Genomic DNA, 12958 nt, shown 5'->3' with positions numbered 1-12958 from the left:
ATGAACTTTTTCTAAAATATCAATATTTATTCTCTACCCCGCTTGCCTGGGAGCCAAACAAAAGAAAAAGCCGGCAGAACAGTAGGTCATCTGCCGGCTGCCGGTCATCCGATCAGCTCTTTCACTTTATTGACTACATTTTCTGTTGTAAATCCGTATTGCTCCATGACAATCTCACCAGGTGCGCTTGCGCCGAACGTATCAATCGCAAGTACTTCCCCTTCATCACCGACATACTTATGCCAGCCGAGTGAAGCTCCCATTTCGATTGCGAGCCGTTTTTTCACTGCTTTCGGCAGGACTGTCTCTTTATAGCCAGCATCCTGCTGTTCAAATAGATCCCATGACGGCATAGAGACAACAGAAGCGTCAATCCCCTGTTCCTTCAATGCCTTTTGGGAATCTACGGCGAGCGAAACTTCGGAACCTGTGGCAATCAGGATGGCATCTGGTGTTCCCTTAGAGGCAGGCGATACGACATAAGCCCCTTTTTTCACGCCATCTTCAGCGAGTTCATGGGTCTTCTCGAGAACCGGCAAGTTTTGACGTGACAGGACAAGCATAGTCGGTCTGTCTTTTGATGTCACTGCAATATTCCAAGCTGCGGATGTTTCATTTCCGTCTGCCGGCCGAATTACAGTAAGTCCTGGCATCGCACGGAATGATGCAAGATGTTCGACAGGTTCATGTGTCGGTCCGTCTTCTCCAACAGCGATGCTGTCATGTGTGAAGACATAGGTTACCGGCGTCCCCATAAGAGCTGACAGACGGACTGCAGGCCGCACATAATCACTGAAGACGAAGAACGTACCGCCGAACACATGAAGACCGCCATGCAGCGCCATGCCGTTCAGCGCAGCTCCCATTGCGAATTCACGTACTCCGAACCAGATATTACGACCGGTAAAGTCGCCCGGCAGAAAATCACCTGCTTCTTTGATCATCGTCTTATTGGAACCGGCAAGGTCAGCGCTTCCCCCGAAGAAGGACGGAAGGGCTTTCGCAATCGCATTGATTGCATCACCAGAAGCGGAACGTGTTGCGACTGATTTACCCGCTTCATAAACCGGCAATCCGTCTTTCACGTCTTGAGGGACTTCCTGAATGATGGCAGCTTTCAGCTGGCTGGCAAGATCAGCATGCTCAGCAGAGTATCTTTCGAAGAGATCGTTCCACTTCTGCTCGTTTTTCACGCCAAGCTCATCTGTCGCTTCCTTGAAAGTTTCATAGACACCATCTGGAACATGGAAATCTTCCTCGTATGTCCACTTGTAATATTCTTTCGTAAGTTTCATTTCATCTTCGCCGAGCGGCGCTCCATGGACGTCCGATTTACCAGACTTATTCGGCGAACCATACCCGATGACCGTTTTCACTTCTATCATTGTCGGACCACCGGTATTCCCTTTTGCCTGCTCGATCGCTTCGGAGATCAGGCCGACATTATTTCCGTCCTCTACGCGGATATAATTCCAGCCGTATGATTCAAAACGTTTTTTCACGTTTTCAGTGAACGACATATCCAGATCGCCATCAAGAGAAATATCATTGCTGTCATAAAGGACAATCAATTTATTCAACTGGAGATGGCCAGCAAGGGAGATCGCTTCGGCAGCTACGCCTTCCATCAAATCGCCATCGCCGCACACAGCGTACGTATAATGGTCGACCACATCGAAGCCAGGTTTATTGTAAGTAGCGGAGAGATGCTTTTCCGCCATCGCCATACCCACCGCCATGCCGATTCCTTGGCCAAGTGGTCCTGTTGTCGCTTCCACGCCTGCCGTATGGCCGTATTCAGGATGACCCGGGGTTTTTGAGCCCCATTGGCGGAAGTTCTTGATATCATCCATCGTCAAACCATAGCCGCTTAGGTGCAACAGGCTATATAGAAGCATGGAACCATGCCCGGCAGATAACACAAACCTGTCACGGTTGAACCATTTCGGGTTCGACGGATTATGTCTCATATGTTTTGTCCAAAGTGTATAAGCCATAGGGGCAGCGCCCATCGGCAAACCTGGATGCCCGGAGTTCGCTTTTTCAATCGCATCGATTGAAAGCGTCCTAATCGTATTAATGGCTAATTGATCGATCTGTTCAGTCATTGTCTACATCCTTTCCCGAATCAAACATGTACTTGCTGAAAAAGCTCCATTCTACTATAGTGTAGACAATCCGGGGCGGAATTACAAATTGTCCCCGGTTCAGCTTAAGAATTTCCGGTTGCGTGCGTTCTTCACTTTCTCAGGTGTGACGTCATTACCTTCAGGATCGATCACTTTTACATTTTCAATCGTATCGCGCATCGACGTCCGGAACGTTTCAAGATATTCCTTTCGCAGCGCTGTTTGTTCCTTCGCCTCTTCCGTTGTCAATCCGACCGTTTTCGACTTTTTGGATAGTTCATTGATTCGTTTGATTTTATCCGCTGATAACATGGACAGTATTCCTCCTGATCTGCTTGTTGCTTGTCCCGGCTCCTATTCCATAAGGGTTCCGTTACAATAAAATGTATACAAAAAGGGCAGGAAGGGCAACCATTCAGCCTTCCTGCTCCATCTCAAACTCTTTATAACGGCGGTGGACCGTCGCTTTGCTGATCGAATGTCCGAGCCCTTTGAGCACGCTCGCAATTTCCTCGAAAGTCAGCCCCTTGCTTCTGAGCGCAACAATTTCATCAATCGGGACATCCAGCCTTTCCCGGCCCTCTGCATTCCCCTTATTGCGCAAGTTCTCTTCCGGCCTGTACCCTTCCCGGATCGCCCGTTTCATGCCGCGCCTTATCTTGGCGTTATGTATTTTCCGCTGGTACTCTTCCACAATCGCCAGGATTTCCAGGAGCATAGTATCCATCTCATTGAGGGCGAGCGGACCATTGTCATGGTTTGATATGACCGCAGTTCCGCTCTTCGCAAGCAAATGGAGGATCGCGACCCTCGCATTCCCCCGGCCAAGCCTAGTTTCATCCTGGATCAGGACGGCATCGATTTCCTCATCACGAATGAAGTCGAGCAGGCCAAGAAGCCCTTCTCTCTCGATATCGTATCCACTGTGCCTGTCACTGAAATGCTCCGCCACTTCGTAACCGAGTGACGCGGCAAGGTGCCGCAATTCCTCCTCCTGCCTCACAAGAGAAAGTTCCTGTTCGTTTTTTTCCGTACTGACCCGGCAGTACAGAACGCAGCTGCCAGCGCTCATTTTCCTTCACCCGCCAGTTCCATATTACCCATATTGTTAAACGAAGATGTGGAAGCAGGCACTTTCAGACGGTCTCCAGGTTTGATGACCGAGGAATCCAGGCTGTTCATCACCATCATTTCCTGTACCCATCTTCCCGGCCTCTCATTGCCATAAAGGTCGATTGCCAGCTGCCATAGCGAATCTCCTTCCGTCACAGTTATTTCTTCATATGTATCGCTTTCTGTATGTTTGCTTATACCGATTAGCGTGAAACAAGTGCTGGACACCACGAGGATGAGCACATATATGTATTTTTTCAAGAAAGTCATTCGAATCCCCTCCGTAAGAATGTTTGTTCGGAATACTTGTTCCCATTATAGGACACCATATTACACATGTCAACGGATTTTTCGAACCTTTGTTTGCTTTATAGCCGAACACCTGTTATACTTATTGTAATTAAATCCATTCGGGGCATGTACCGATACTATTTTTGAAGGGGTGGGACGAGTGAAGAAGATATCAAAAAGGCAGCAGGACATATTGACATTCATCAAAGATGAGGTGCGGATGAAAGGGTATCCGCCATCCGTCCGGGAAATCGGGGAGGCTGTAGGACTCGCTTCGAGTTCCACTGTCCACGGCCATCTGGCCAGACTTGAAAGCAAAGGGTTCATCCGCAGGGACCCGACGAAGCCGAGAGCAATTGAGATTCTGGATCCGGAGGGCCTGGATGCACTTAAGCCGGGTGTCCTGCATGTGCCGCTCGTCGGTAAGGTAACTGCCGGCCTGCCGATCACCGCCATTGAAAATATAGAGGAATATTTCCCGCTGCCAGAGTCCTACGGCACTTCTGATGAACAACTGTTCATGCTTGAAATTGTAGGCAACAGTATGATCGAGGCTGGCATTTTAAACGGTGATTATGTAGTCGTCAAGCAGACACAGACTGCGAGCAACGGGGAGATCGTCGTCGCTATGACAGAAGAGGATGAGGCGACTGTCAAACGCTTCTTTAAAGAAAAAGACTATTTCCGCCTGCAGCCAGAAAACTCTTCCATGGAACCGATCATCGTCAACAATGTTTCCATACTTGGAAAAGTGATCGGCGTCTATAGACATATCCATTAAACCAGAAAAAAGACTGTCTTGGCCAAATTGCCATAGACAGTCTTTTTTCATCAATCAATCAATCAGTCGTTCCGAAGTCAACTTGCTGACGGAGGCGATAATCGCAGCTTTCACATGCTCATATGTCAAACCGCCCTGTATATAAGCACGATATGGCGGCCTGATCGGCCCGTCTGCGGTCAGTTCAATGCTGGAACCTTGTATGAATGTACCAGCTGCCATGATCACATCATCTGTATAACCCGGCATATAAGATGGCTCTGGAGCGTAGTGGGCATTGATCGGTGAATTTTCCTGGATTGTTCTGCAAAAAGCGATCATTTGATCAGCTGTTTTGAAACTGACGGACTGAATAAGATCTGTCCGTTTCACGCTGTAATGCGGAGCTGTATCAAATCCATAGCTTTCTAGGAATGCAGAGGTGAAAAGTGCACCTTTTACAGCTTGGCTAACGACGTGAGGAGCAAGGAAGAATCCTTGATACATGTCCAGCAGCGTATCCAGCGACGCTCCGGCTTCCGCTCCAATACCCGGGGAGGTCATGCGATAAGCACATTTTTCAATCAAATCTTCTCTTCCCGCTATATAGCCGCCGGTTTTTGCAAGTCCGCCCCCGGGATTTTTGATGAGAGATCCTGCCATCAAATCCGCTCCTATTTCAGTTGGTTCTTGCAATTCAACGAATTCGCCATAACAATTATCGACAAATACAATCAAGCCGGGATTGATCTTCTTGACGAAATTCACCATTTCCTCGATTTCGCTGATTCGGAAGGATGGCCTGTCCGAATAGCCTTTCGATCGTTGGATTGCGATCATCTTTGTCCGCGGACCTATTTTTTTCTCCACTTCATCGAAATCGACGGTTCCGTCTTCTTTCAGTTCTACATGTTCATACCCAATGCCGAAGTCCTCCAGGGATCCTGTATCCTTCCCTTTTCCTGAAACAATCGACTCAAGTGTATCATAAGGTTTTCCTGTTATATAAAGCAGCTCATCGCCTGGCCGCAAAACGCCGAAAAGACTGATGGAGATGGCGTGCGTTCCCGAAATGATCTGGTTCCTCACTAAACACGCTTCCGTACCGAATACGTCGGCATACACCTTCTCCAGCACATCACGTCCGCTATCGTCGTAACCGTATCCTGTCGTTCCAGTCAAATGAAAATCGCTTACCATATTGTTTCTGAATGCAGCCAGCACTTTCCGCTGGTTTTCGAAAGCGATCCGCTCCACTTCTTTTATATGCCCGGCAATTTGCTCTTCTGCTGCAGCCGCTCGTGCCCATTCTGTTTCGTTGATCGGTTCAATCATAATCGTTTGCCTCATTCCTTAATTCTTCGGATGATCGAGTATTTCTAACCGTCCATCTTCTATAGTACCAGTCATTTCTGATCGGAAAAAGAAAAAAGCAGGCGCATTTGCCTGCTCTCTTACAATTATTCCTCGTCTTTTAAAATAACCGGCTTATTCGGTACATATGTTGAAATGGCGTGTTTGTAAATCAACTGTTGCTTGGTGTCCGATTCAAGCAATACCGTATAATTGTCGTACGATTTGATCAGCCCTTTCAGCTGAAATCCGTTCGTCAAAAATACTGTCACAAACGTATTGTTCTTTCGCAATGAGTTCAAAAAAACATCTTGCATGTTCCCTTGTGCCATTCTCCCATCCTCCGCTTCTATTTTTCTTTTGCCTCGCTTACATTATTCGATGCGGGCTGGGTGAAATCCTTCAATAACGGCAAAATTCCGCTAATCATTTCTTCCTTGCTGCTAAGTGCGTCGAACCATCGGACATCCATCTTATTCCGTAAATAGGTCAGCTGCCGCTTTGCGTAATGGCGAGTGTTCTTTTTAATTTGATTGATTGCCTCGGAAAGATCCAACTCGCCTTCAAAATATGAAAACAGTTCTTTGTAGCCGATTGCCTGTACAGCTTGTGAACCAGGGGGCAGTTTTTTCAGCCAAAGGCCCTTCGCCTCCTCGATCAGTCCATTTTCGATCATTGAATCGACACGGCTGTCAATCCTTCCATAGAGGACATCCCGCGGCATCGTCAAGCCAATTAAAAGATGTGGATAAAGGACGGATCTGCCTTTTCCCTGCTCATGTTCCACCTTTGTCTTACCGGTCACTTCGATGATCTCGAGGGCCCGGATAACCCTGCGCACATTATTCGGGTGGATCTTGCTGGCACTATCCGGATCTGCTGTTCTGAGTCTCTCATATAGAACATCCGCCCCCACCCGTTCAGCCTCTTTCTCCAGGAACTTACGGACCGTTTCATCCGCGGCTTCATCTGTGAACCGGTAATCGAACAGCACAGACTGGATATACATCCCTGTCCCTCCCGCTATGATCGGCGTCTTTCCTCGGGAGCGGATATCCTCGATCCACCATCTGACGTCTTGCTGGTATGCAGCGACTGAGTAGGCGTCTCCCGGGTCTTTGCAGTCAAACAGATGGTGAGGGACTCCATCCATTTCGTCGGCCGTGATTTTAGCCGTCCCGATGTCCAGCCCTCTATATACTTGCATGGAGTCGCCATTAATCACTTCTCCATCAAGCCTTTTGGCCAGGCTTACGCTTAACGCTGTTTTTCCTGATGCGGTCGGCCCGACAATCGCTATGACCGGGTATTGGTCCTTCATATTTGTCCCATCCATTTCAATATGTCCTCATACACTTCTTTTTGATTAATCTCGTGAAGGATCTCATGCCGGCCGCCTTCATAGAGCATGACAGTCACGTTGTTGACTCCCGCCTTCTCATATTGTCCAGCCGCTTGGAAGACTCCTTTTCCTTTGCCGCCGACAGGATCTTCGCTTCCTGACATAAAAAGAATCGGCAAGTCCTTCCTCACATTCTCGATCTCGTCCTGTTCATTAATCCGCTTCAATCCTTCAAACAGATCAAGAAAGAACTTTGTTGTTGGCACCGCGCCGCAAAGCGGATCCTCCATATAATGACTTACAGCTTTCTTGTCCCTTGAAAGCCAATCGAAAGGCGTTTGTGGATGTTCCACCGATTTGGCGTAAGATCCGAAGATGAGTGCATTCAGCAGCGGATCCGGCTCGTCAAGGCCAGATGTTTTGGCTCGCGCCTTGGCGATTATAGTTCCAACCGACCGGCTGAGCCCAGGGTCTCCGCCCGTGCCTAGAAGAAGGAGACGGCTAGTATCGCCCGGATACAGCTGAACGTACCTGCGGGCAGCAAAGGATCCCATGCTGTGGCCAAGCAGGAATAGGGGCGCGTTTTTCAAAGTGCATTGGTAATATTCAATGACCTGATGCGCATCTTCAACAATTGTTTCAAAGTCCGCTTCATTTCCAAAATGACCGAGCTTTCCGCTAAGCTCGGATGTCTTTCCGTGACCTCGGTGATCATGACCGGATACTGCATATCCATTATCTGACATGAACCCCATGAAATCTTCATAGCGCCCGATATGTTCCGACATGCCGTGAAGTATGTGAACGTGCCCCTTGAGTTGTCCCTTCGGCCGCTCCATGACTGTAAAAATATCTGCGCCGTCTTTCATGCGCAATACTTGTGAGTCCATTACATTTCACCTTTCAGAAGTTCTGCTTCTTCGATATGCTCCTCAATCTCATTAAGCAGACGGGCCTTATCTTCATCACTGTAAGACAGCAGTTTCGCCATATAGTCTGCCACTTCCTGCTTATACCGTTTCACGGAATCAATATTGAAATAGAGAGCACCTGTACGGCGTATCAAAAAGTCTGACGGCGTCATCGCCATCTCATAATGTATGGAATATAGCACTTCAGCTTTAAGGGATACCGGCATGCCGCTTTCTTCCGCTCCAAGCGCATGAGCATAATTGAAAAGCAGGGGAACGTTCGATCCATAATGGGACGCGAGCCGCAATCCTTCTTCTTCAGAAAGACCGAAAAGAGGTGCCTCTTTAGATTGGCTGGCAAGAAAAGCGGCATAATGGTCCTCGTCTTTGAAATCCCCGCCAGACAGCCGAAGATGTTCCGTGACACACGGGCCGATTGTTTTCCCGTGAAGTTTTTTGACGACACGGTCAACTACCGTCTCTGCCATTTTCCGGTACCCTGTCAGTTTGCCGCCTGCGATGGTAAGCAAGCCGCTGTCAGATTCCCAGATCTCGTCTCTCCTTGAAATCTCGGAAGCATCCTTGCCTTCCTCATAAATCAGCGGACGTACACCCGCCCAAGTCGACTCCACATGTTCAGGACCCGCTTTTACAGCCGGAAATATATAATGAAGAGCCTTCAGCAAGTAGTCGACGTCCTCTTCTGTCGCAAGCGGATTGCTCGGGTCTCCTTCATAGAAAGTGTCCGTTGTTCCGATATACGCCTTCTCCCCGCGAGGAATGGCAAAAATCATCCTTCCGTCAGGTGCGTCAAAGTAGATTGCCTGCCGAAGTGGAAAAACCGATTTATCGAGGACAATGTGGACCCCTTTTGTCAGTCGAAGACGTTTGTTCCCAGAGATTCCGTCCTTTTTCCTAATATCGTCAACCCAAGGACCTGTTGCGTTCACAATAGCCGAAGCAGAGATGGAGATCGTCTCCCCGGTCAGCATATCCTTCGCAAGCGCCCCATTCACTTTGCCGTCTTCACCGTATGTGAACTGCTCCATTTTCATGTAATTCAGGCAAACAGCGCCCTCTTCAGCCGCCTTTTTCATCGTTTCTATCGTCAGCCGTGCGTCATCAGTACGGTATTCCACGTAATGACCTCCGCCCAGCAGGCCATCCTCTTTGACGAGCGGCTCCATATCGAGCACCTCATCTGCAGTCAGCATTTCACGGCGTTCCTCTTTCCGGACTCCTGCAAGCTTGTCATAGACGAGTAAGCCCGCTGACGTTGTGAACTTGCCGAATGTGCCCCCTTTATGGAAGGGCAGCAGCATGCGTTCTGGCGTCGTGACGTGAAGGGCGTTCGTATAGACGATTTCCCTTTCACGGCCGGTTTCAGCAACAATCTTCACTTCCAGCTGTTTCAAATAACGCAATCCGCCATGGACAAGTTTTGTTGACCGGCTGGATGTTCCCTGAGCAAAATCTTGCATCTCAATAAGGGCAACCGATAATCCTCGCGTCACTGCATCGAGAGCAATTCCTGCTCCTGTAATGCCACCTCCGATGATTAACAGATCAAATTCGTATTCCGATAAGTATTGCTTCCATTTGGGCCGTTCCAGCGCTGATAACATCAAATCACTCCTTAGTTTGTAAAGACACGTGTCGCTGCTACCGCTTTCTTCCACCCTTCATACAACCGGTCCCGCTCTGATACTTCCATTTTCGGAGAATAGCTTTTTTCAATGGACCGCAATTTCTCAAGAGCCGCCATGGAATCATAGAATCCGGTCGCCAGTCCCGCCAAATAGGCAGCGCCAACCGCGGTTGTCTCCAAATACTTCGGACGCTCCACCTGGATCTGCAGCAGATCGCTCTGGAACTGCATAAGGAACTCGTTTGATACAGCTCCGCCGTCGACGCGGAGGATGTCCATCTTCATGCCTGCATCTTTCTCCATCGTCAAAAGAACATCATTCGACTGATAAGCAAGCGATTCGACTGTCGCCCGGATGAAATGTTCCTTATCCGTGCCGCGCGTCAGTCCAAAAATGGCACCGCGGGCATCGGAATCCCAATATGGTGTCCCAAGGCCAACGAAAGCAGGGACAACATAGACGCCGTCGCTCGACTGCACACGCGAAGCATACCCTTCCGTATCTGCTGCATGCTTGATCATCCGGAGCCCGTCCCTGAGCCACTGGATCGCAGAGCCCGCAACGAAGACGCTGCCTTCAAGTGCATATGTCACTTTGCCATCGATTCCCCATGCAATCGTTGTCAACAGGCCATTGTCAGAGCGCACCATTTCACTCCCTGTGTTCATGAGCATGAAACAGCCGGTGCCGTAAGTGTTCTTTGCCATGCCTTCTTTGAAGCATGTCTGGCCGAAGAGGGCGCACTGCTGATCCCCGGCTGCGCCAGCAATCGGAACGGCCGCGCCGAAAAAGACAGCGGGATCTGTCTTGCCATACACTTCAGAAGATGATCTGACTTCAGGCAGCATGTCTTTCGGAATATCAAACAAAGCGCAAAGTTCGTCATCCCACTTGAGATTTTCGATATTCAGCAGCATTGTCCGTGATGCGTTGGAGTAATCGGTGACATGAACTGCCCCCCCGGAAAGTTTCCAGATGAGGAATGTTTCAATCGTCCCGAATAACAGTCCGCCGGCTTCTGCACGCTCCCTTAGCCCCTCCACGTTATCCAGCATCCATTTCACTTTGGAAGCCGAAAAATACGGATCGAGCTCAAGACCTGTCTTATCTTTGATCATCTTCGAATGGCCCGCTTTTTTGACAGCTTCAATCACATCCTGGCTCTGCCTGGATTGCCATACGATTGCATGATAAGCCGGCTGTCCGGTTTTCGCATCCCAGACAACAGCGGTCTCCCGCTGGTTCGTTATGCCGATCCCTGCGATATCCTCAGGCTGATGGCCGCTTTCCGTCAGCACCGATGCGATGACGGAAAGGACGGTTCCCCATATTTCATTCGCATTATGTTCAACCCAGCCCGGCTTCGGGTAATATTGCTTGAACTCCCGCTGCGCCGTATGCACAATCTCTCCCTGCCGATCAAATAGGATCGCCCGTGTACTGGTTGTCCCCTGATCGATTGCCAATATGAACTTCCCCACTTCAATCACTCCCTTTTTCACATGACCCGCTTGAACATTTTTTCAATTTCATAAGAAGAAAAATGGATGAGCACCGGCCTGCCGTGAGGACAAGTGTAAGGATTTTCAGCGCATGACAGGTCCTCAAGCAGCCTCTCCATATCCGCTATCGTCAAATAATGGTTGGCTTTGATCGATTTCTTACAGCTCATCATGATCGCCGCCTCTTCCCGCAATTTCGCGATATCGACTTTCCTGTCAGTGAGCACTTGTTCTATGATCTGCTCGATAATCATAGATTCCTCGCCTTTCGGAAACCAGGAAGGGTGCTCTTTCACCGTATAGGAGGAAGGACCAAACTCTTCTAGATACACTCCGACCGAACGGAGTGCCTCTATATGTTCCTCGATCTTCACTTTATCATTCCCTGAATAATGGAAAATGAGCGGCATGAGCAGCATTTGTCGTTCCTCACTGTCCACTTCCCCTACTTTTTTGCGGAAAAACTCATATTTGATCCGTTCCTGGGCAGCATGCTGATCAATCATATAAAACCCATCTTCATTTTGCGCAATGATGTACGTTCCGTGCACTTGGCCGACCGGCACGAGGGAAGGGAACCCTGGTTTCTCTTCTGCCTCTTCGCAGACCGGCCCCGCTAGAACCTCATCTTCCACAGGAACCTGCGTCTCCTCTTGCAGGTTTGGGCCATCCAGCTGCTGTTCAATGACACTTGCAGGAGGGTCATTTACCGCGATGGCAGTTTCCGTCTGTTTTTCGTAACCCCGTAAAGTGGTTCCAGCCGTCTCTTCTGAGGCGGGAACGGATTTATCAGGCAACGGCGGCGTCCTCGGTTTTCGGTCCAATTCGCTCCACATGTTCGTCTGCATGGAAACGGGCCGGGGTGCGGATTCCTTCTTGACCGCGTCAGGGATGAGCACCCTCGCTTTGATGGCATCCCTGATTGCAGACCTGATCAGGCCGAGCAGCTCCCCTTCTTTGCTGACGCGGATCAGCTGTTTGCTCGGGTGGACGTTCACATCAGTGAGGAACGGATCTGCCTCCACATTGATAACTGCAATCGGAAACCTGCCGATCGGAAGGTATGTGTGCATCCCGTCAAGGACTGCGTTGACGACGGGATAGCTTTTCACCCATCTGCCGTTCACTACAAGAGTCATGTAGTTTTTGGAAGCCCTCGTGATCTCCGGCAATGTAATGAAACCATTCACTTTATAGTCCGCATTTTCTCCGGTGAACGGAACCATCTTACGGGCGGCTTCCATGCTGTAAATATCCGCAAGGACCCGTCGCAAGTCGCCTGTGCCTGAAGTTTGCAATATGGTATTCGCATCATGGGTAAGTTTAAAAGCGATGTGCGGATGGCTGATGGCCAGCCGGTTGATGAGATCGATCGAATGGCCAAGCTCCGTCTGGATCGTCTTCACATATTTCAGGCGTGCTGGCGTATTGAAAAACAGCTGGCTCACTGTAATATCCGTCCCCTTGCGAAATGGGGCATGCGAATGATGTGCGATCCGTCCGCCTTCCAAGCTGACTTCGGTCCCTTCTTCTTCACCGTCCGACGTCCAGAGCCTAACTTTTGATACCGCGGCGATACTAGCAAGCGCCTCCCCCCGAAATCCAAGGGTTCGGATGCGGAATAGATCATGTTCGTTCACAATCTTGCTCGTCGCATGCCGTTCAAACGCAAGCAGTGCATCTTTTCTGGACATCCCTTTACCGTTATCCGTTACTCGGATCGATGTGAGTCCAGCTTCTTCCAATGCAATCTCGATTGACGTGCTGCCTGCATCAATCGCGTTCTCGACAAGTTCCTTTACGACAGAAGCCGGGCGTTCCACGACTTCGCCGGCTGCAATTTTATTCGACAAGGCATCGTCCATCACTGTGATAATATCCACCATGCCGCCTCCTTTCCCGCTTTGC

At 49.4% G+C, this 12958-nt stretch carries 12 protein-coding genes; 1 reads left to right on the top strand and 11 read right to left on the bottom strand.

Features of this window, described 5'->3' with window-relative positions:
• Positions 1-104: 104 nt before the first annotated feature.
• The 4 genes from tkt to yneA all read right to left on the bottom strand — a co-directional run bounded on the left by tkt (position 105) and on the right by yneA (position 3512).
• Positions 105-2108 (bottom strand): transketolase, encoded by a 2004-nt coding sequence (tkt, locus tag ACZ5FK_RS01370; RefSeq protein ID WP_464806130.1) that lies wholly within the window; start codon positions 2106-2108, stop codon positions 105-107.
• Between the two features lie 99 nt (positions 2109-2207).
• Positions 2208-2441: a DUF896 domain-containing protein gene (locus ACZ5FK_RS01365; protein ID WP_464806129.1), complete on the bottom strand. Its 234-nt coding sequence runs from the start codon at positions 2439-2441 to the stop codon at positions 2208-2210.
• Between the two features lie 103 nt (positions 2442-2544).
• Positions 2545-3201: a YneB family resolvase-like protein gene (locus ACZ5FK_RS01360; RefSeq protein WP_464806128.1), complete on the bottom strand. Its 657-nt coding sequence runs from the start codon at positions 3199-3201 to the stop codon at positions 2545-2547.
• Entirely contained in the window at positions 3198-3512 is a 315-nt protein-coding gene (yneA, locus tag ACZ5FK_RS01355) for a cell division suppressor protein YneA (RefSeq protein WP_464806127.1), read from the bottom strand. Before yneA ends, ACZ5FK_RS01360 begins: the two co-directional genes overlap by 4 nt.
• 181 nt (positions 3513-3693) lie before the next feature.
• On the opposite strand from yneA, the gene lexA reads away from it, so the two are divergent.
• Complete coding sequence (gene lexA / locus ACZ5FK_RS01350; protein WP_464806126.1) at positions 3694-4314, top strand: transcriptional repressor LexA; 621 nt, start codon at positions 3694-3696, stop codon at positions 4312-4314.
• A 54-nt stretch (positions 4315-4368) separates the two neighbouring features.
• On the opposite strand, the gene ACZ5FK_RS01345 is transcribed toward lexA, so the two are convergent.
• From ACZ5FK_RS01345 to mutL, 7 genes are all read right to left on the bottom strand, one after another.
• Entirely contained in the window at positions 4369-5628 is a 1260-nt protein-coding gene (locus ACZ5FK_RS01345; protein WP_464806125.1) for a methionine gamma-lyase family protein, read from the bottom strand.
• A gap of 125 nt (positions 5629-5753) precedes the next feature.
• Entirely contained in the window at positions 5754-5978 is a 225-nt protein-coding gene (hfq, locus tag ACZ5FK_RS01340; RefSeq protein WP_464806124.1) for an RNA chaperone Hfq, read from the bottom strand.
• 17 nt (positions 5979-5995) lie between these two features.
• A complete protein-coding gene (miaA, locus tag ACZ5FK_RS01335; protein WP_464807330.1) occupies positions 5996-6967 on the bottom strand; it encodes a tRNA (adenosine(37)-N6)-dimethylallyltransferase MiaA in 972 nt (323 codons plus the stop codon).
• A complete protein-coding gene (locus ACZ5FK_RS01330; protein WP_464806123.1) occupies positions 6964-7878 on the bottom strand; it encodes an alpha/beta fold hydrolase in 915 nt (304 codons plus the stop codon). The genes miaA and ACZ5FK_RS01330 overlap by 4 nt, the downstream gene beginning before the upstream one ends.
• On the bottom strand, positions 7878-9524 hold the full coding sequence (locus tag ACZ5FK_RS01325; RefSeq protein WP_464806122.1) for a glycerol-3-phosphate dehydrogenase/oxidase: 1647 nt from the start codon (positions 9522-9524) through the stop codon (positions 7878-7880). The genes ACZ5FK_RS01330 and ACZ5FK_RS01325 overlap by 1 nt, the downstream gene beginning before the upstream one ends.
• A gap of 11 nt (positions 9525-9535) precedes the next feature.
• Positions 9536-11029: a glycerol kinase GlpK gene (gene glpK, locus ACZ5FK_RS01320; RefSeq protein ID WP_464806121.1), complete on the bottom strand. Its 1494-nt coding sequence runs from the start codon at positions 11027-11029 to the stop codon at positions 9536-9538.
• A 17-nt stretch (positions 11030-11046) separates the two neighbouring features.
• Complete coding sequence (gene mutL, locus ACZ5FK_RS01315; protein WP_464806120.1) at positions 11047-12933, bottom strand: DNA mismatch repair endonuclease MutL; 1887 nt, start codon at positions 12931-12933, stop codon at positions 11047-11049.
• Between the last annotated feature and the right edge of the window lie 25 nt (positions 12934-12958).

This window comes from Sporosarcina sp. GTC18466, from assembly GCF_055389225.1.
The sequence above is the reverse complement of the archived record's forward strand: the minus strand, read 5'-3'. Positions and strand labels throughout refer to the sequence as shown.

What these genes read in the sequence shown, in the direction of transcription:
- tkt (WP_464806130.1), bottom strand. Translation starts at nt 2,108, where the DNA reads ATGACTGAACAGATCGATCAATTAGCCATTAATACGATTAGGACGCTT.
- ACZ5FK_RS01365 (WP_464806129.1), bottom strand. Translation starts at nt 2,441, where the DNA reads ATGTTATCAGCGGATAAAATCAAACGAATCAATGAACTATCCAAAAAG.
- ACZ5FK_RS01360 (WP_464806128.1), bottom strand. Translation starts at nt 3,201, where the DNA reads ATGAGCGCTGGCAGCTGCGTTCTGTACTGCCGGGTCAGTACGGAAAAA.
- yneA (WP_464806127.1), bottom strand. Translation starts at nt 3,512, where the DNA reads ATGACTTTCTTGAAAAAATACATATATGTGCTCATCCTCGTGGTGTCC.
- ACZ5FK_RS01345 (WP_464806125.1), bottom strand. Translation starts at nt 5,628, where the DNA reads ATGATTGAACCGATCAACGAAACAGAATGGGCACGAGCGGCTGCAGCA.
- hfq (WP_464806124.1), bottom strand. Translation starts at nt 5,978, where the DNA reads ATGGCACAAGGGAACATGCAAGATGTTTTTTTGAACTCATTGCGAAAG.
- miaA (WP_464807330.1), bottom strand. Translation starts at nt 6,967, where the DNA reads ATGAAGGACCAATACCCGGTCATAGCGATTGTCGGGCCGACCGCATCA.
- ACZ5FK_RS01330 (WP_464806123.1), bottom strand. Translation starts at nt 7,878, where the DNA reads ATGGACTCACAAGTATTGCGCATGAAAGACGGCGCAGATATTTTTACA.
- ACZ5FK_RS01325 (WP_464806122.1), bottom strand. Translation starts at nt 9,524, where the DNA reads ATGTTATCAGCGCTGGAACGGCCCAAATGGAAGCAATACTTATCGGAA.